Genomic DNA, 20,228 nt, shown 5'->3' with positions numbered 1-20,228 from the left:
TCAACAAATTTTAAAATTCGACAACAATTATGGCAAATTAATGTTGTTTAATTGAAACTTATATATGTTGACATTTTGCTTCGTTGCCATTTTTTGCCGGGTTGTGCCCAGCGCACGATGGAAATGCTTTTTGTGGATGGGGTGGGGCAGAACGGCGGGCCTGACAGGATAACTCGACGCTCGCTCAGGGGAATAAACAGCTGTCGTCGCGTTGCGGCCCACAGCGCGTCTGATCCGCTCTTACTTTTGATCCACCCATGCCCGACGGGGCGAGCGTTTGCGGCGGCTGCAGCCGGACCACCCGGCGCTTCGCGACTTGTACAAGTGCAGGGGCCACCAGCCGCATTTCTGCGATCCTCGTTTGTTGGACCAGCAGATAGACCAATACGCCCTGGCCAACCGCCACAGGTAGCTGATTCGACAGGGCCGCGTGCCCAGTATCGATGCACCGCGCCGCGGAACGCGCGAGCTGGGAGGCGCGTTGGCCTGTCCCCGCCTCGACAGAACACGCCTTGCCTCGGCGATGCCGGTTAGAACCTGATGTTTGGAGCCCTATCTATTTTCTTAAGGTGCCGGCGGATTATTGCGGCGCGTAAGCGCGCCATCCCACAACGCTGACCGCCACCATCCCTACAATCACCACAACCAGCACTCCACGGCGCGGGTTCGCTTCCAATGACATATACCAGATCTACGGCGCCACTCGTCAGCAGCATTTCAACGTACGGGCACCTCGAAAAACCCTCGTGAATCTGGCATGATATCGGTACCTCGACTCTGACGTAATTTTTCATGATCAAGACCAGTCTGTTTGCCGACTAAGAGCGCGAAGCCAAGCTGAACAAGCTCGGCGATGCACTCGTCGTGATGGAGCGGCATGTCGACTTTGCCGCCCTGGCTGTTTCGATAATATTGCAGAAGCGCTGAGTACTGCCCATCCACGCCAGGATGCAACCAGTAATACGAATGCAGCTGCCGTTCATGGAGATGAACGGCGCGTATGACATCATTTCGTCCGGATCAGGTAATACATGAGTATCAAATTTTTCGGGAATCAATCGCTCAAGTAACACAGGCCCGAGTCGAATTGAGCGAAAACGACTGGGCTACTATTGATCAGTCAATTAACACTGCAACTCGTGAGATTGCCGTTGGCGCCCCCAACCAATCGACTAACAAATATATTTGTTAGCCGGTTACCTGTGCGCGCATGAAAATGGGGCCATACACCCTTCCTAAGGCTTTACATGGTGCGTAGAGTTATTGCATGATGATTGTCATTGACAACAGGTTTGTGCTGAACGCGCTATATCGAGGAGCGAGCTCGTGGAACCGCAAGACATGCAAGCTGCAGCAGTGACAACCGGCTTGGCCGGCGACATCCGCGTCCTGATCGGCGAGGCACGGGCCGGACTGGCCAGTACGGTCAATTCGGCCCTGACCATGCTTTACTGGCGCATTGGCCGGCGCATACGCGCCGAGGTGCTTCAAGGGGAACGGGCAGGCTACGGCGAACAGATCGTCGCATTGCTGGCGGGCCAATTGGAAGCTGAGCACGGGCGCGGCTTCGGCGCCAAAAACTTGCGTCACATGCTGCGTTTTGGCGAGGTGTTCGAGGCCGAGGAGATTGTCTACGCACTGAGTAGACAATTGAGCTGGACCCATTTGCGCAGCCTGATCTACATCGACGATCCCCTCAAGCGGGAGTTCTACCTGGAGATGTGCCGCGACGAGGGCTGGAGCACGCGCACCTTGCAGGGCCGGCTCGATTCCATGCTGTTCGAGCGCACGGCTCTTTCGCGCAAGCCCGACGAATTGCTGACGAGCGAACTGGCGACCTTGCGCGATAAGGGGGTGCTCGGCCCGAACCTCGTGCTGAAGGACCCCTACGTGCTGGACTTTCTGGGGTTGCGCGATCACTACCTTGAAAAAGATCTCGAAGACGCCATCCTGCGCGAACTGGAAAATTTCCTGTTGGAGCTGGGAACCGGCTTCAGTTTTGTCGCCCGTCAAAAACGGCTGCAAATCGACAACAACGATTTTTACATCGACCTGCTGTTCTACAACCGCCGCTTGCGGCGCCTGGTCGCCATCGAACTCAAGCTTGGCGAATTCAAGGCGGCCGACAAAGGCCAGATGGAGCTCTATCTGCGGTGGCTAGCCAAACATGAACAAGAGCCGGGCGAAGCGCCGCCACTGGGCATTATCCTTTGCACAGGCAAGAACCGTGAACAGATAGAATTGCTGGAACTGGGGCAAAGCGGCATTCACGTCGCCGAGTACCTGACTGGCTTGCCGTCCCGGCAATTGCTAGAGCAAAAGCTGAATGAGGCGGTGGCGCTGTCGAGGGCGCGGCTGGAGAATCGGCCCAGCCCGGATCGGCTCGACCCGTAGTTCGCGCAACAGATGTTGAATTTTTGGGGAAGCGCTGTGGCCAAGCTTCCCAGGGCCGCCCGTTACGGAAAGAACGGCGGCCTGTCCTTTTCGCTTACGGTGCTGGCGGACCATCACGGTGCTTAATGGCGCAGCACACCACTACCCCAGCCACCACTGTTCCGACTATCACGGCAAACAGTACTCCACCATGGGGGCTTGCTTCCATGGCATGTACCAGATCGACTGCCGCACCACTCGTCAGCAGCATGTCAAAACACGTCGTTAAAAACTTAATTGGCCGCATACGCATTGCACTTTCTCCCAAATAGCCGCTGGGCGGAGTCCGGCCAGCACGGCACGCATCGCATGCCGCACTCCCTATTAGGTTGTCACGACTTGCGGATGGGGCTATTTTCGTCCTAATATATTTCTGCTTCCTCCGGGGCGGTTTCAAAAAAACCGCCTCCGCTTTATCCAGGCTGTGTGGGTAGCCGCCATGAAATTGAGTTATATCACGGATCGATTGTGCCAATTTGTTTAAAATTATTTTGACACGCCGGACGACTGGCGGTTATTGTTACAACAGTTTATTGTAAAAACTAACCAAACGGACCTCTATGAACTTGTCAAATTTATCTTTTGTTGAATTAAAAGCACTGTATGATCAAATCGCAGTCGAAATGAAAACGCGTGAAAGCAAAGCGATCGAGAACGCGCGCGCGGAAATTACCGCGATCGCGGCCCGTGTAGGCCTTCCACTCGGAGAGCTGATGGGCAAAGCCGGCAAGACGGAAGTCAAAAACAAGGCGGCGGTGAAATACCGTAACCCGGCCGATCCGAGCAATGAATGGACGGGCCGTGGGCGCTCTCCAGCTTGGGTAAAAGCTATGGCGGAAGCCGGTACGCTCGATAGCGCCAAGGTGTAATTCCACTACCGGCGAAATCCCTGTGGAACAAAAATTAAGTGCCGCCATCGAGCGGGTCAGCTATTTATTGCCCGGGGTTTATCCGATTCCGTAGACAGGCAGTTATTCTTTCTACCCATTAGCCTGACCGAAACCTATAGCCACCCGCAATCGCTGTTTTTGCGCTTCCGCCAGTTCCACTCCGAGTTGTGGGGGCGGATTCATTAAATCGAAAAGGCCCCAGATTTCAACCCGGGGCCTTTTCTTTAATACGCCGCTATTCGGCCCGCGTTTCCGCCAGCTCGCGCCGGACGGTCTGTCTCAGGGCGGCCGGCGCGGTCTTCTGCGTCCGGTTCAAAGCGTCCTGTCTCATCGCCTTTACGCGCTTGATGACGCCCGGCATGCTGACCCTGATCGGCGTCGCGGGATTTTTCGCATTCCAGTCGTCGCGCCAGGCGCGCGCCTCATCCACCCTCGCCATGTCGCCGTCGGCCAGGCCCTGCGCCCAGTGCTCGGCGATCTCCATCGAGCGCATGCGGTTCTGGCCCACCATGTTTAGGGCCTGGCCCTTGGCATCCTGGACGTCGGCGGTGCTGTTCGGCTGGAAGCCGATCATCTTCATCACCGCTTCGGCGCCACTGGTTTCGTTCACGTTGTAGCCGCGCGCGTCCCGGTAGGCGCCGGTGGCCAGCATGTCGGCTCCCTTGGCGACGTTGCGCACGGCCGCCGGCGTGATGTCGAGCACGGCGCCGGCCACGTCACCGCCCAGGAGCTTGCCGGCGCCGGTGAACGCGCGCTTGGCGACGTCGCCGGCAGGCCCGGTCAGCTCGCCCAGGTCGCGCGTGTACGAATCCTTCTTCGTCAGCAGCCCGGTACCGGGGATCAGGTTGCCCATCCCGAACCGGCCGGCGACGTCGATCGGCATGCCTGGCATGCTCGATACGCCTTTCAGCACGAAGTCGGCACCGCCCTGGCCAAGCGTATCGGTCAGGAACGCTTGCTTCGAGCGCTTGCTCGAAAAGTTGTAGCCGAGCCGCTGCAGGATGCCATCGATCGCGTCTTCAAGATCCTGCTCGAACGGCAGGCCGTCGGCGCCGCCCATCAGCAGCAGCACGGCCAGCATGTACAGCGCCGCGCGGCGCCCGGCCGCGCGCTCTTTCGAGCCAGGCGTGCCGGCGAATGCCATGCGCGACAGCAGCTCAAGGTAGCCGATCGAATACTGCTTGAACGTCAGCAGCAGCGAGCCGACCGCGCCGCGCGCCCACTGCGGCTTGTTGCCCGAATTGTAGGTGCCCTGCGTCTGCGCTACCGCCTCCTGGGCGAATCTGGCCGGATCTCCCAACCCTTCGGCCACGGCCGTGCGGTAGGCCGCGATAAAGGTAATGCGGCGGTTGGCCAGCTCGGCCATCGCAAACAGCTTGCCCCAGCCCAGCGTGACCTTTGCCATCGCATTGTTCAGGTGGGCCCGGGTGTTGCCGGCCTTGGTGCCGTCGCCGGCGCGCAGCGCGCCCTTGCCCGACGCCTGCGCCTGCAGGTAGTGGACCTCTTGCGGCGCGACGATCCCTTCCTCGATCGCCCATTGCATCGCGGCGTCGAGCTGCGCGTCGCCGGTCGCATCCTTGCCGGCGTCCTTCACGGCGGCCGCCAGGCGCGCCCCCGCTTTCGTCAGGCCCCCGAACTGGCTCAGGTAGGGCAAGGTCATTGTGAACGGCTGGGTAAGGTTGACCATCGCCGATGCCACCGAGCCGCCCAGGAACTGCGCGAACATCAGGCCGCCCAGCGGCGCGCCGGCGTCGGGATGACGGATATGCTCGCGCAGCTGCATGGCCGCGTCCGTCAATTCGCCCTGCTGTTTCGGGATCTCGGTGACGGCTTCATCGATCTCGCCCAGGTGCGCGTTGCCGGCGGTCAGGCGGGCGTTGCTGTAAATAAAACCGGCCAGCACCCGGCCGGCATCCTCTGAAAAGCCCGCGATACCCTTGCGCTGGATCATGCGCTTCATCGAGCTGCGGTTGTTCTTCGCCAGTTTCAGGTAGGTCTGATACACCTCCGTGCTGGCGGCGCTCGCCTGGCTGTCGAGCCTTACCATCGAGCCGAACAGCTCGATCGTCTCCGGAGAGACGCCGGCGAACAGCTTATAGGCGTCGGCCGAGACAGTGCCTTGCGACACCTGCGCGGCCGGATGCTCGGCGCGCATGTCGCGCGCCATCTTCGACGCCTCGTACTGCGTCTCGAACATGCCGAAGTACACCTGATCCTCGCCCTCCTGCACGTACACGGTGTGCTTGCCGAAGCGCGACAGCGGCGCGTAGCCGCGGTCCATCAGGTCGCGGCCCTTGTCCGACACGTTCATGATCTGCCTGGCCGTGTCGAGGTGCATGTCCATCTTTTCCGGGTCCAGCTTGGCCAGGGCAATAAAATGGTCGCGCAGCAGTGCGGCCGCTGCTGGCAGATCCGGCGCCGCCACGGCCTGCTCCAGCATGCCCTTGGCGTCCTTGCCGCCCAGTTTGACCATTTCGCTGATTGTCAGATTCGTGAGGCTCTTGTCGAGCGCCGCGCGGAACTGGCGGTACAGCACGACCTGGTCGGCCGACAGGCCGAACATCGACTGCAGCTCGGCATCGGTCCAGACCACGCCGGCGCGCAGTTGGCTATCCTTGAAGCGGCTGTCGATGATGGAATCGTAAACATCGAGCGGGTTGTGCTGCCAGGCGCGATTCTGCTGGTCGTCAATAATCCCCTTTTCCAGCAGGATGCGCGCCTTGTCGGCGGTCGACATCGCCTTTGCCTGCTCCTCAAGTGCATCGATCTTAACCGGCTTCCCGTGCGCATCGCGCGCCCAGGCCAGCGTGCCCTCGAAGATCGGCGCGCCGATCGCCTTGGTATCGGCGGCCGTCAGCGCCTTTTTGCGGTTTTTACCCACGATATCGGCCACGTTTTCCAGCTTTGGAAGCAGGGTCGGCGCCAGGTCGGCCGCCACCACGGCGTAGCGCGAAACGTCGCCCAGGAAGCGCTGCACGGCGCCATAGACAGCGGCGAAGGCCGGCTGGCGTTTTGCCAGGTTGTCCATCGTGCCGATCGACTTGTGCCACCAGCTCAGCTTACCCGTGCCGTTGAACAGGTCGCCGACGCGATAGTTCGCCGGTAGGCGCACCTCGGCGATGCTGTTGGCGGCGCTGGCCAGCGCGTCGCCCAGGCCGGCGCGGCTAAATGCGATGTCCGGGTTTCCTCCGTCGAACTCGCCCGAATTGCCGACGGCCGACTTGATCTGTTGCGGGTAAAGGGCCATGTACTCGTTCCCGTCACGCGACATGACGATCAAGCCATCGTGCCCCATGCCTTCAAGCGCGGCCGTGATCACGTCCGCCGCATTATCGTCGGCGCCGATGGCCTTGTTGATTTTTCGCTCACTGATCCCTAGTTCCCTCATCAGTTCGATGTTGGACGCTTCGTCATTGGCCTTGTCACGGAAGATAAACGGGCGTTGAAGGCTCAAGTACGCCGGCACGACATTGTCGCCTCCGTCATTATCGAGCCCGCTTTCCTCGGCGAATTCGCTTGCCCATGCCGGGTCGTGGGCGAAATAGATTCCGCGGCCGTACCAGCCAGCCGACGTGTTAAAGACACGAATGTCCGCGCTCGTGCCGTGGTAGACGACCAGCGGCGTGCCGTCGTCGTTGACCACTTTGCTGTCGCCAAACCATGCCTTGAACGCCGGCGAGTTGCCAGGCGCAGCGGCGCCGCTCGATGCCGCCTTGCCCTTGCGCAGCGCCGCGCGGCCGGCGCCCGCCCATGGGTCCGCCGGCGGGAAGTCGGTCGCGGTCCTGCGGAAAATCTGCTCGATCAGGGCGCGTGCCTCTTCATTCTTCATGCCGCGCCAGTAGGCGGCCGCCTCGGCCATGCCCATCCACTCGGCCAGGTTCGCCAGCCAGCGCTGTACGGCGCGTTCCACCTTGGCGCGTACGTCCATCCTCGTAAAAGCGCCGGCGTTCGGTTCGGCCAGCACCGCAAGCGCTTCGTCAATGCCGCGCGCGGTCGCGTGCTTCTGCCCGCCCTCCTTCACGGCTAGCTGGCCCTGCTCGGTCTTCACCCAGCGGTCTGCCTCGGCCCGGAAAGCGCCGTCGCGCTGGTAAAGCATGTTCATGCGGGTGATATACTCGTCGCTTGGAAGAAACCTTTGGAGTCCGTAGTGCATCATTTCGTGGAACAGCGTCCGCTGGACCTCCCGCAGGGTGGGCAGGGCGTCCCGGAACAGGTAGATGACGCCTTCGTACACCGCACCGGACACCCGCTCATCACGTGCGACACCCGGGAGGACGCCGAAAGCGCTGTCGCGGATACGGATCACGGGCTGGTGTTCAAATTTGCCAATGCGGTTTTCAACTTCTTTGGCTATCGCCTCGTCCGAAAGCCATTTCGCGCTCGGCAGTGCGACTGAGGATTCGCGCATGGCCCGGCTGACCACTGGCGCCGGCGCCGCGGCGTCGCGCGTGGCGTTGTTTTCCGCCCAGGTAGCGACCATGATGGCGCGCACGGCGTCGACGTCGCGCACCAGCGCGGCCACGTCGAAGCGCGAGCCGCGCAGGCTCTTGATCAGCTTGGCCGCCACTTCCATGAACTTGTAGGCCACGCTCCGGAACAGCGAGCGGTCGACCTTGGCCAGGTCGGACCAGAACACCGGGTCCAACCACATGCCGCCGTTGATATCGGCGATGACTTCGGCTTCGGCCTGATCCTCCGTGACATCCTGGAACCCGTTTGCCGCGAATTCGCGCGCCTGGCGGTCTTCCACGACCCCCTCTTTCAGGTAGGCGCGGATCTGCGTGCGCAGCTTGGCGCCCAGCTCCGGATTCGACTGTTCGAGCGCGTGCAGCGTTTCGTGGCCGGCGATCGCCAGTTCGGCATTGCGCATGCCTTCGGTGAGATAGGCGACGCCGTTGTAGGCCACACCCTCGAACTCCGCGTTCTTGCTCACGAAATTGACATCGATGCCCAGCGCCTTACCAACCTGGCGCGCCAGGGCGAACTGCGCGTTGGGAGCGGTGCGCAGCGCACGCACGGGCGCCATGTCGGCCTTGGCCAGCTCGCGGTTTAGCTGTTCCGTCGCCTTCATGGCGCGCAGGAAATCGACGCCGCTCAGGTCGAGCGGCGCGGCCGTGCCGGCATCGGCGCCGGCGGGAAGTGTTGGCACGGAAGAAACGCCATCGTCGCGGAAGTATTCCGCGTCGCGGCTATACAGCAGGCGCGCGAGCTGGGGGCTTACACGTTGTAGGAGCCGCTCTGAAACGTGATCCAGAACTTCTCGCCCTCCGTCTCGTCCAACCTCTTGTAAAACTGACTGGGTAAGAACCGCTCTCTTAATATCAGACACCCCAATCGGCGGCGTGTACTTTCCTCTTGCGGTTGGGAAGAAGACGTCAAAAGCGCTTCGTACCGATTCTGCAGCAGCGACAAAATCCGCGTCCGTGAAAGGTACTGCATCCACTCGGCCGACGTCCCGTGCGCCTTCATCAGCGCGGTCAGTTCCGCGTCCGGCAGTGCTTCCACCGTCGGCTGGTCCCAGCCCTTGCTCATCAGACCATTCTCCGAGATCGGATTGGTCAGCTCGTAGTGCCCCGGCAGATGCCCGAACGGGTGCGCGCTCGAAGCGGGCGCGGGCGAAGTTGTAGGTGACATCGGCGATCTCGGGGAAAAGGTGCAGGATGTTAGTGTAGGACGAAACCAGCATTTCCTGCAAGTTATGGGCATCGTCGCCCTCTTGCCAGTCGATGGGACGCACGTCGGCGCCGCCGGCGGTTCCGGTCGCCTCAACCTGGCGCGCATGCGGCGCCAGGTGCTTGGTGGTGCCATGGCGCAGCGCGGAGGAAATCATGTGCTCCGTGCGGCGGTACAGCGCCTTGTCGGACAGCCCAGCGGGGTCGCCAATGAAGACGTGGCCGGTATTGTGGGCGAGCGTGGCCACGGCCTGATAAACCACCGAGCCGGTGCGACCTTCCTTCCAGTTCGAGATATCGAGCCAGATTTCCTTGTTGCGGTTGTTGTGGTACACGCTGGCCTGCTCGCCGGTCGGCGACATAATGTGCCAGGCGCGGTCGACCGGCGCGGCCGCATCCTCCAGATCGCCCTCGCCAACGAACTCATCAACCGAAAGCGCCGGCGCCATGTCGGCCAGGATGCCGGCAAGGGTTTTGGCGTCGCTGTCCGGCATGCGGAAAGCGGCGTCGTCCGTCGCGATCTGCGAAAAGATGTTCACCAGCGGCGCATCCGTGTCGATGCGGGCCCGGCTAAACATCAAACCGTCCGGCGCCGGCGGCTCGTCCTGCGCGCCAGGGCTCGATGCAGCTTCCGCGGCCGTCATCCCGGCCGCATCGATCACGACCGGCACGGCAGGCGGCGCCATTCCTTCCAGGCGCAGTTCTTCCTCAAGGCGCTTGAGGTCGCCGTACTTTTCTGCCATCTCCTGTTGATACTCGAATGGCGCGCCGAATTTCTTGCGCAGACGAACAAGGTCCGTTTGGCCGGACGACAGCTTTGCCTTGGCCTTGGCCAAGTCCTGGCTGATGCTGTTGACCTGGTTCACGATTCGGCGTCCAAGCCCGACGGCATCGACGTTCTCGCCCATTGCGCTCGTGGTGGTGACAGTCAGCGGCAGGTCGCCCACGTGCACATACAGGGTAAATTCACCATTGAGCTTGCCGCCGAACGACTCGGCGTCGACGGTGATGGGCAGATCATCGCCCAGGGCGCCGATCTGCTGGTCACGCGCGGCCGGGCCGGTAATCGAATCCGCCGCCACCCGGTTGAACGCGTCCTTGACGGCCTGGCCGAACTCGCCCACCTTGTCGAACACGGCCTTCCCCACTTTGCCCGCAGTGAAGGTATAGATGCGTTCCCCGATGATCTTGAAGGCGGCGCTATAGTGGTTGATCACTTTGCCGGCATGTTCGACCTCCCATTGCGCCCCGCGCAATGCCGAGCGCACGCCGATCTGTTCGTTGGCGTGCGCCGCCTGCAGGCGCTCGAAGCGCTCGACCTCCTGTTTCAAGCCAGCCAGCTGGATTGCGCGCGGATCGCCAGACGCCACGGCCGCAGCCTGCTCGAACAGCGATGCCTCTCCCATATCGTCCATGCTGCGCAGCGTTTTATCGCCGGAAAACGCCTGGTCGATGAAGCGCTGCTTGCGCCCCACCATCTGCCACATGGTGGACTGGTAGGTACCCTTGGTGGTGTACCACTCGATCGTCACTTCCGCATTCTGGTTGCCCTGGCGGATAATGCGGCCGTGCGGCTGCTCGACGTCGGCCGGAAACCATGGCGGGTCCTGATAGTGCAGAACCGCCAGGCGTTTTTGCACATTCACGCCGGTGCCCATTTTCTTTGCCGAACCGATCAGCACGCGCAACTTGCCGCTGCGCATGTCCTTGAAGACCGCTTCCTTCTTGGCGTCGGTGTTGGCGTCGTCGAACCACGCGATCTGCTTGCGCGGGATTCCCCCGTCGGTCAGGCGCTTGGTGAAGGCGCCGCGCGCGTCGAAACCGCGGTTTCTTTGCGACTGCTCGCCGAAGCCCATGTTGTAGAACACGATCTGCGTGCTGCCCTTGATCGGCTCATCCTTGCCGTTCTTGTCCTGATAGACATTGTCCTTGCCGGCATGATAGGCCGCGGCCACCTTGTCGCCCATGAGGGTGATGATGCTGCCCTCTTCGCCGACGTTGCCGCCGAAAAAGCGCGGGTCGATGGCGGCGAAGCGGCCGTCGGTGATGATCGACACGACTGGGTCCGGGTTGTTCGGCTCCTCTTTCGTGGGCTTCCAGCGCTTCGATGTCTCGATGCGGGGGCCGAGCACGTTTTTCATGTAATGCTCAAGGTCCGCCCCCGACGTCACGATGTTCAGGTTTGGCTTGCCGCCGATCAAGTCCGGGCGCTTGACCAAGGCACCCAGGTGTTCTGACGTGAGCACGTCCATGAACTGGCGAACGCGGCTCATCAACTCGGGCACGTTGTCGAACTTGGCAAAGCGCTCGATCAACTCGTATTTACCCGCGGCGTTTGGTTCGAGCGCCGGCGTGACTTCGCCGAATTGGCGCGCCCAGGCGTCGAACGTGGCGATGCCTGCGCGGTCCATTTCTTCCGGCGCGAAGAAGCGCATGATCGTGTACAGCTCGCCCATGGTGTTCGTCACCGGGGTGCCCGATGCGAAGACCATGGCGCGGCCAGGGCGCTGCTGCTGCAGCCACCGTTTCTTGACGTACATGTCCAGCGCGCGTTTCGATCCGTTCGGGTCGATTCCCTTGATCTGCTGGGCGGTGTGGAAGTCGAGCTTGCGGAATACGTGCGCTTCGTCGGCGAAGATGAAATCGACCCCGATATCCTCGAATTTGAGCGTCGAGTCCTTGCCGCCTGCAGCGACGATCCGGTCGAAGCGCTGGGTGACCGCCTCGATCTGCTGTTCCAGCTGGCTGCGGCGCACGCGGGCGCCGTTGTCTTTGGCCGTTTCCGACAGTTCGATTTCCAGGTCGGCCAAAATCTCGTCGCGGATCGGCGCCACCGATTCTTCCTTGACGCCGATGCGCTGGAAGGCATCGTGAGTGATGATGACCGCGTCCGGGTTGTTCAGGGTTGCACTGGCGATGAAGGCTTTGCGGCGCTCGGCGGAAAAATTCTCGTCGTCGGCCACCATGATGTTCGCCAGAGGGTACAGCTCCATGAACTCGTTGGAAAATTGCTCGAGCATGTGGTTCGGAACCACGTACATAGGCTTGCTGATCAGGCCCAGGCGCTTTTGCTCCATGCCCGCGGCAATCATTTCGATGGTCTTGCCCGATCCGACGGCGTGCGCCAGGTAGGTGTCGCCCGTGTGGATGATGCGCGCGATACCGTTCTTCTGGTGCGGGTGCAGGGTATAGCGCATCGACACGCCCGGCAACGTCAGGTAGGCGCCGTCGAAGCGCCGCGGCGCGATGTTGTTGTAGCGCTTGTTGTACGACTCGACCAGCTCGCTTGCGCGCTCGGAGTCGGTCCAGATCCAGCCCTTGAACTTGTCCTTGATTTTCTTGCGCATTTCGTTGGCGGCCGTGGTCGCCTCGGCATCGGTCACGGTCTTGCCGTCGACCTTGAAGGTGACTTTGAGTGAACGGCTGTTCAGGGCCGATTCCAGCAGCTCGGACGGCGATCGGGCGCCGGTGCCGTATTCGGCGCCGGCGCGGCGCTCGCTGCGCAGATTGCCGCCGTCAACCTGCCACGTCTCGGTTTTCGGGTCAAAAGAAACGGCGCCGGCGCCGATCTCGGCCGCAAAGGCGTTGACGTGCTCCGCCGGAATCCAGGAAGCACCGAGTTTGGCGCTGATTTGCGACGGACCCAGTTTTTCCGGTTGCGCCGCCGTCAGGGCTTCGATGTTACGGGCCAGGCTCGCGTCCAGGCGCGCGGCATGCTCGGCTTCCTCCAGCTTGCTGACCACGTCGCCCGACAGGTACTCGTCGGCCAGCTGCCAGTCGCCGGCGGGCGCCCGATACACCTGATTGCCAAGCGCCTCGATCGCTTCGTCGCGCGACAGGCCGAGCCGGCGGCCCACGTCATCCAGATTCAGGTGGCCGGTTTCGTCCAGCGACACTGCCAGGGCGTCGCCAATAGTCTTGATGTCACGGCTGAGCGGCTTGCCGATCGTGCGGCCGAGCAGAAACGCCGATTTGACGATGTCGCCGGCTTCATTGATGGTTTCGAGCTGGGTCAGGATGGCCGAGTCGTAGTCCTCGCGGAAGCGCCGGCGGTTTTTAAACACGCGCGACTCGGTTTCCACCACATTGCCTTCCTCGTCGGTGGACTTGCGCACCTGGACCCGGAAATCATTGATCGGGCCATGCTCGGCGCGGAAGGCATCGTAGGCTTTGTTCAGCTTCTTCAGGGCCGCTTCCCACTTGCCGCCGGTGGACTGCGCCAGGCGCGCCTCGTTCACGAGGTCGCGGATGCCGACATAGCCTGCGAACCATGCCTTGTCGCTCTCGGTCATCTTCATGCCGGATGCGAGCGGGTGGCCAACACCGTTTTCCACGCGCATGATCGTGCCATCCTCGGCCAGATAGACGACGCCTTCACGCTTGACGCTCGGGTCAAAATCGACCTTGGCCGTCTCGCGGCGCACGCTCTCGGTCGACTGCGTTAAGACCGAATAGGCGTTTGCCGGCAGGCGCTCGACCGCGGCCGCGAATTTGGCATCCAGCTCCGCCGGCGTGTCGTCATAGGACACAACGGTGTACCTGGCCTCGCCGCGGCCATTGCTGTGGATCCGGCGGCCCATGTCGTCAACATTGCCGGACAGGCGGTTCTGCCCCAGCACCATCTCCGGATGCCTGGCAAAGTATTCATTGATGACCGTCGGGCCGTCCTTGGTGTCGACGGTAGCGACATTGGCCCACGGCTGGCCCGCTGGCGCCTCGCCCTCCAGGCGCTTGCGCAGGAAGATGACATCGGTTACGACCGACGTGCCGGCGTTGTCCTCGAAGGCGGTCGACGGCAGACGGATTGCGCCAAGCAGGTCGGCGCGCGCGGCCAGGTACTTGCGGGCCTTGTCGGTCTGCTTGTCCATGGTGCCCTTGCTGGTGACGAATGCGAGCAGACCGCCCGGCCGCACGCGGTCGATCGACTTGGCGAAGAAGAAGTCGTGCAGCATGAAGCCGTGCTTTTCGTAGTCCGGATCGGCAAAAATCTGCGTTTGCGAGAAGGGCGGGTTGCCGATGGCGACGTCGAAGTAGTCGCGCGGGAATTTCCGCTTGATGAAGTCATCGTGCAGCATGTTCTGCTCGGGCGACAGCAAACGCGCGATGAGCGCGGTCGGGCCGTCGAATTCGATACCGGTATAGCGCGACGTCTGACGCACGCTGTCGGGCATCAGCATCGAAAACGAACCGATTCCCATGCCCGGCTCGAATACCTTGCCGCCCGTGAAGCCGAGACGCTGCATTGCGCTCCACGTTGAACGAATGATGCCTTCGCTGGTGTAATGGGCATACTGGGACGATTGCAGGACCGAGCGCTGCCAGGCGGCCGGCAGCGCCTCCATGCGTTCCGCCAGGGCGCGCCAGCTGGCCTCGGCGATCAGGCCCGGCCAGATGAGGCGAGCGGGTTCTTGCAGCTTGGCGTGAGCGGGTGGGATCGGGAACAGCTTGTTGCGTATCGCGGAGGCGCCAAAGCCGACGTATTTCGCCAGCTGCTCCTGCTCGCTGGGGGTTGCCGGGCGGTTTTCACCCTCGATCTTGAGGGCCAGTTCAATCAGGTCGACGTTGCGCCCTGCGGTGTCAAGCCATGACCCTTCGCGGGTCAGGCCGCCTATGCCGGGACGGAAGTCGGCAGGAACTCGCTTGTCACCTCGCTCCACAGCGTCAGGCGCGCGGTCGGGAACTGGGTCAGCCCCTCGTCCGTGCCCCACGTCTGCGCTTGCATCATCTGTGACTTGATCTCGTCCTCGCGGCTCTCGAACGCTTCCAGCATCGCTTCGTCCAGCTCGGATGCGCGGCGGTCGAGCACCTCGGGTGACAGCGTCGCCTGCTGGTCGTTGTCCGTCAGCCACCGGCGAATCGATCGCAGGCGCACTTGTTGCAGTGGTGGAATCATTGGTTTGCTCTTTCGTTTCCGCAGGCGCGGGAGTGGGATCAGTATCGGTGTTTGCGTCTGATTTGGCAACTTCGGCACGCGGTATCGCTGCGGCGTGGACTGCCTGAGCGGCCAGCTCGGCCAGCTCAACGGCGGACAGATCGACCGGCATAAAGCGGTTGCGATCTCTGGTGCCCAGCTGGTTGGTTTGGGTGCCGATGCGCATCATGATGGAAACGCCCGACTTGGTGGTCGGCACGATGCCGCGCAGCATGCTCGCATTGATTTTCAGGTAGACGCCGTGTCCTTTTTCCGGATGGAAGATGGTCATAGAGACCTCGCCGGCGTCGGCCACACCGGATTTATTCACCTGGACGGCCTTGACCAGCCTGCCCTTGTCGTCCTTGTACGGAACGAATCCCTGCGCCTGTAGCGCGCTCGATACCTTGCGCAGGAAGTTTTGGGCATCTGCCAGGAACGCGTCTTTCATTCCACCCACAAGGCCGTAGTCGGTAGGCTCGTTGGTGCCGCCCTCGATCTCGGTCCAGCCGTTGATGTCGCTTACGCCCCAGTCGTTGCGTAGAATAATATCGGTGGAGCGCTTCGCTTTTGGCGCCGCTTTGACGGTGTCCTTGGCTGCGTCGATCTTGGGGGACGGATCGACGGCCGCCGGCGCTTGCACATCTGCCTTTGGGGCGGCGGCCGCCTCGAATCCCGCGAGGATCCGGGTGCGCAAGGCGCCGGCGAGTTCGGTCCAGGTGCTGTACTGGCCCTGCTCCGCATTGACCCCGCCAATGCCGTTATTCAGCAGAAGGTTGTAGCGGCCCTTGAAGGAAAGGTCCGCCCAGCGCTGCGAGCCGCGTTCTTCAGCCAGCTGGGCTTCCGACTTTACCGGCGCCGCCAGCGTGGGGAACTTGTCGATCTTCTGGCCCTGGCTGTTGATGTACCACATCGGCGCATCGAAATCGCCGTCCAGCGCTTCTCGCACCATCTTGCGCTCGTCGGCCGTCAGGTCCGCCCACGCCTTCTGCGCCAGGTCGCGGCGGTCAACGCGGCTCATGATCGCGCCGCGCTTGTATTCACGCGACGCTTCCCATTCGGCCTGCGCCTCCTTCTCGGTGTAGCTCTTGATGTCGGCCGGCCGGGCTGGCGTAACTTGCGATTCCGCCGGTGCTGTCGGCTTCGGCGCTTTTTTGCCCTTCTTGGGCAGCGGCGTTGGCTCCGGATCGGGCGCGCTGTTTTCTTCAATCAGGTTGGCGATCGCTGCGTTGGCCGCTTCGTCGTCCATATCCATGTAGTAGGAGTCCTCGACCGCGTTATTGATCTGGCCTTCGGTCACGCCGGCGTCCACTGCGCGCGCGATGAGGTCGCGGTCCAGGCGGTCGTATTTGTTAGCGATGGCCATGACGGGATTGTCATGCGCGTTGTTCGCCATGAAGAAGCCGTACGAGAACCCTTCGGGCGTCACACTGCGCGCGTTCTTCGTTGCCATGCTCTTGCCGCCGTACAGCTTGTGCATCTTGCTGCCCTCGGTCGGCTTGACCGGGGCGACGGGCAGATCGCCGTTAAAGCGGCCCCAAATGAGCGTTTTCTTGGTGTATGGGTCGCCCAGGTGGTTTGGGTCGAACGACAGACGCCATGCCGGCAGGCCGCCGAGACGTTCGATACGGCCGACAGGGTTCTCCAGAGCCCACACGGCCGGCTTGAAGTACTCGATGGTACGCAGGGTCTGGTGCACCAGCTTGACGCTGGCTACTGTGCGGCCATCCTCGTCCTTTGCGGCAAAGTGACGCGCACCGGACACCGCGAAGTCCGTGCACGGCGTCGCCGCCAGGATCGCATAGATGTCGAGCCCGTCGAAGTCGCCGAACCAGTCGCCGAAGAAGTCGGAAGAGAATTTATTGACGTCGCCGACATCCGGATCGGCCTGAATGTCGAAACGGTACACCTGATAGCCCGCCTCTTCCCAAGGTCGGGACCATTCGCCGGACAGGTCGAACAGCGACAGCACGACGCGCTTGCTGTTGACGCTCCGGATATCGTCGTTATCGCCCTGGTCCTGCACGCGCGCCTTCCACGCCTCGATCGTGACTCGCGCTTCGGCCGGCGTCATCCAGCCGTGCTCCTTGTGATACACCTTCGCCTTGTCGTTCAGGCGCACCACCTCGCCCTTGGCCGGCGGCTGGAAAATGTTGGTAACGGGGTGGTCCCCTTCCATCATTTCGGCTTGCGCACCGTTGAATTCCTCCACGATCTGCCCCAGTTCGCGGTCGTCCACGCCGATCTGCACGTGCTCGGGGGCCGTGGCGTTGGCGATCGGTCCGGCTGCGGGGGGATCGGCGGGAACCGCATCCTGGGCGGCTGGCTCAGGTGCCGCCTGCGGCGCGGGTACATTCAAGCGACGCGCGGCGATCTCCTTGTCGATCTTCGGCGCACGCGCCTGGCCGGCGAACACAATTTTCGCCTGCAGCAGCTGCTCGTCGGTCATCTCCCGAGTCGTCATCCGGTTCAATTCCTGCTTGCCCAGGAGCGGCGCGCCCTTGCGTTCCTCGGGCGTATTGCCGTAGGTATTCGGAAACTGCTTGCGCCAGAGTTCTTCAACGGAGGCGATCCCGTCGACCTGCTCGGGCGTGGCGCCCAGCAGCGTTGCTTCCGCCTGCATGTCTTCCACGGCACGAATACCCCGGCGCCGGGCGCTTTCCGCGAACGGGCGCCGGGTTTTTCCGGATGCGAGCCAGGTCTTGAAGACGGACGTGTCCGTTTCGGTGATGTGGCGGCCGCCTTTCCAGCCGGCGGCGTAGTTGGCTTCGTAGCCGTCGCGCGCGTCATCCAGGGAGTCGAACCCGAACATGACCTTGTGTTCATCGAACTTGCCCGATTTCGGGTGGATTTGGTCCACGACGAACACCTTGTCGCTGTCGGGGTTCGGGCCGATGAACGCGTCGACGTGATCCTTGTCGGCGCCCATGGTGCCGCGAATGTAGCCGTAGTGGTGCGCCATTTTGGCTTCCCAAGCGTTGCCCTGGCCGTCCACGCCCGAGCGGGTCGAGCCGGCCGGGTTCTCGATCGAGAGGTCCAGGCCGTGCAGTTTGACGCGGCCAAGCTTGTAGTTGCCCGCTTCTTTTTGCGCCGCGGTCGGCTGGGCCAGCTCGTTAAGCGGCGACGTGGCCGATTCATGGGCGGCGATGTCCAGGGTGGTTTTGGCGACGGTAGGCGCTTGGTCGGTGGTTAGCACCGGCGCGATCTCAGCCGCAGCCTGCGGCACAGCAGGCGTCTCCGCGATGGGCGCCGCGTCACGGGCCAGGCGGGCCATCACTTTCTGATAGTAGGCTTTTTGTGCGGTGCTCAGCTTGAAAACCTTGCTTGAGCCAGGCTTGTGTAGCATCGCGCCGTTGGCCGTTTTCAGGCGCATGCCGGCCGCGATCGCATCGTCGACGGCACGCGTATTCGTCGCGGCCGGTGCCGGCGCCGGTGCTAAACGCTCCGGAACGGCGTCGACCAGCTCGTTTGGCAGACTGGGGACCGGGGCGGTCGCATCGTCGATGTCCGCGTGATCGTCGGCGGTCAGGGCCGGGTTCACGTAGCCGTCGCGCTTGAGCGCGGCCAGGAAGGCAGGTTTCTTGTGCTCGGCCGGGATGGCGGCGTTGGCCAGCACCTCGGCGCGTAGCGCGGCGCGATTGGCAGCGGCGCGTTCGGCGCGCTCGTGCTCGATGATGGCGTTGGTGGTCAGTGCTTCCTGGGCTTCGCGCTCGGCGGCCGCCGAGCGCTGCGCGCGCGCTTCCTCTTCCAGCATCTCGGCGATCTGCCTTTCATCGGCCAGCGAGCGCGCCTCGGCGGCGGCCGCTTTGGCCGGCTCGAACTTGGCGTTGATTGCGGCTTCTTCCTCAGCCAGCAGGGCGGCAAACTCCGCCTGTTGATCCGCCGGAATCTCGGTGCGTGCCTTCCGCGCCTGCTTCAGCGAATTGAATTCCGCGATCTCGTCGGGGGTGAGGCGGCGTCCCGGCACCGCGGGTGCTGCGCTCACCTGGCCGTCTGCTCCCCTGACGCGCTGCGCCACCGAGCCGTGCCCGATAGCAATCAGTTCCGCCAGGCGGCCGTCGATCTGGCCCAGCGATGACGCATGAGCTGCCGCAGCTGGTGGCGTGGCGGCGGCCGTAGCGGCTTGTTGTTGTGCCAGCGCTGCCTGGCCGGCATTCGCCGCGCGCGACAGCGGCCCGGTATCTGGTAACCGCGTCGGAGCGGGAGCGGGTCCCGCGACTGGTGCAGGCGTTGGCGCGGCCGCCTGTCCCCCTTGCAGCGCGGCCATGCCGCCGCCCATGGCCATACCAGTGACAAGGCCGGTACCGGCTGCGTTGCTGACGCCCTTGGCCAAGTCTTCTTCGCCCATGGCGATATTGGTAAATACCTGCTCTTGCGCCGATTGCGGCATTTCCTCCAGCACGCCCTCGCTCAGCACGCCTTTGCCTACCCGGCCAGCAAGCGTGCTGCGCACCTCGGCACCGGCCGAACGGGTGGCGATCTGCGTGGCCGCGTCGCCCATGACTTTGCCTGCGCCGAGTCCGATCAGGGCGGTCCCCAGGCCGGCGCCAACTGCTGGCAAAGCGTAGTCGCTGTATTCCCGCCCCTCGGCCTGCGCCCGGTCGGCGATATTGCCGGCGGTCTGCGCACCTTCCGTCAGGGCGCCAGCGCCGATCAGCTTGGTCCCGGCGGCGTTGACCGCTTCGGCGGCCGCCTTCCTGCCGGCGCCGGTCGCCATGGCGGCCGCCGTCGCTTCGGCCGCGGATTTGCCGGCCGCCAGGCTGGCTGCGCTCGCGGCCGCGCCTTCGCCAGTGGCGAGCGCCGCGCGCGTCGCCACCTTGCGCGCCAGCGCGCCAGTGACGCCCATGCCGCCCAGCATGCCAGGTGCTGACTGGGCGATCGAGCCAAGAATCGCGCGCGGGTTTTTGACCGACTCGGCGATGGTCCCCACAAAACCATCGGCTTGGGCGACCTTCTCGTCGGATGCTTTTTGACTGTCGCTCAGGAACTCGCCCAGGAATTCATTGGTTCGTTTCGGGTCGTAGCCCGCCGCACGCATGCCCTTGCCGACCATGCCGCCCGTTGCCAAGCTGCCGAGCCCGACAACCGCCGAGCCCAGGTCGACCACGCCCTGTCCGAGTTTGATTCCCACGTCGCCGGCGGTGCGCACCAGCCCGGCCGATTCCGACGGCGCTGCCGGCGGCTGATAGCCCAGCTTGGCGGACAGTTCCGCCTTGTCCATTCCCGGGTAGTACATCGTGTGGACGGCATCCACGAACGCCGCGTCGTCGAGGGTGCCCAGTGCAGGGAGTTTCTTGCGTGCTTCGGTCAAACCAGTCATTG

Annotated in this window: 3 protein-coding genes; 2 read left to right on the top strand and 1 reads right to left on the bottom strand. The window is 62.9% G+C overall.

Features of this window, described 5'->3' with window-relative positions:
- The first annotated feature begins 1,341 nt into the window (after positions 1-1,341).
- Positions 1,342-2,394, top strand: a complete 1,053-nt coding sequence (locus CR152_RS32395) for a PDDEXK nuclease domain-containing protein (RefSeq protein ID WP_099883086.1) — start codon at positions 1,342-1,344, stop codon at positions 2,392-2,394.
- A 599-nt stretch (positions 2,395-2,993) separates the two neighbouring features.
- Positions 2,994-3,302 (top strand): H-NS histone family protein, encoded by a 309-nt coding sequence (locus CR152_RS32390; protein ID WP_099883084.1) that lies wholly within the window; start codon positions 2,994-2,996, stop codon positions 3,300-3,302.
- A 256-nt stretch (positions 3,303-3,558) separates the two neighbouring features.
- Here the strand turns inward: CR152_RS32390 and CR152_RS32385 are convergent, their stop codons facing one another.
- Positions 3,559-20,226 (bottom strand): PLxRFG domain-containing protein, encoded by a 16,668-nt coding sequence (locus CR152_RS32385; protein WP_099883082.1) that lies wholly within the window; start codon positions 20,224-20,226, stop codon positions 3,559-3,561.
- Positions 20,227-20,228: the final 2 nt, after the last annotated feature.

This window comes from Massilia violaceinigra, assembly GCF_002752675.1.
GTDB classification, from domain to species: domain Bacteria; phylum Pseudomonadota; class Gammaproteobacteria; order Burkholderiales; family Burkholderiaceae_D; genus Telluria_A; species Telluria_A violaceinigra.
Note: the sequence above shows the minus strand (reverse complement) of the source record. Positions and strands in the feature narration are given on the sequence as shown.

Excerpts from the sequence above, each read along its gene's own strand:
- CR152_RS32390 (WP_099883084.1), top strand. The coding sequence starts at position 2,994 with ATGAACTTGTCAAATTTATCTTTTGTTGAATTAAAAGCACTGTATGAT.
- CR152_RS32395 (WP_099883086.1), top strand. The coding sequence starts at position 1,342 with ATGCAAGCTGCAGCAGTGACAACCGGCTTGGCCGGCGACATCCGCGTC.
- CR152_RS32385 (WP_099883082.1), bottom strand. The coding sequence starts at position 20,226 with ATGACTGGTTTGACCGAAGCACGCAAGAAACTCCCTGCACTGGGCACC.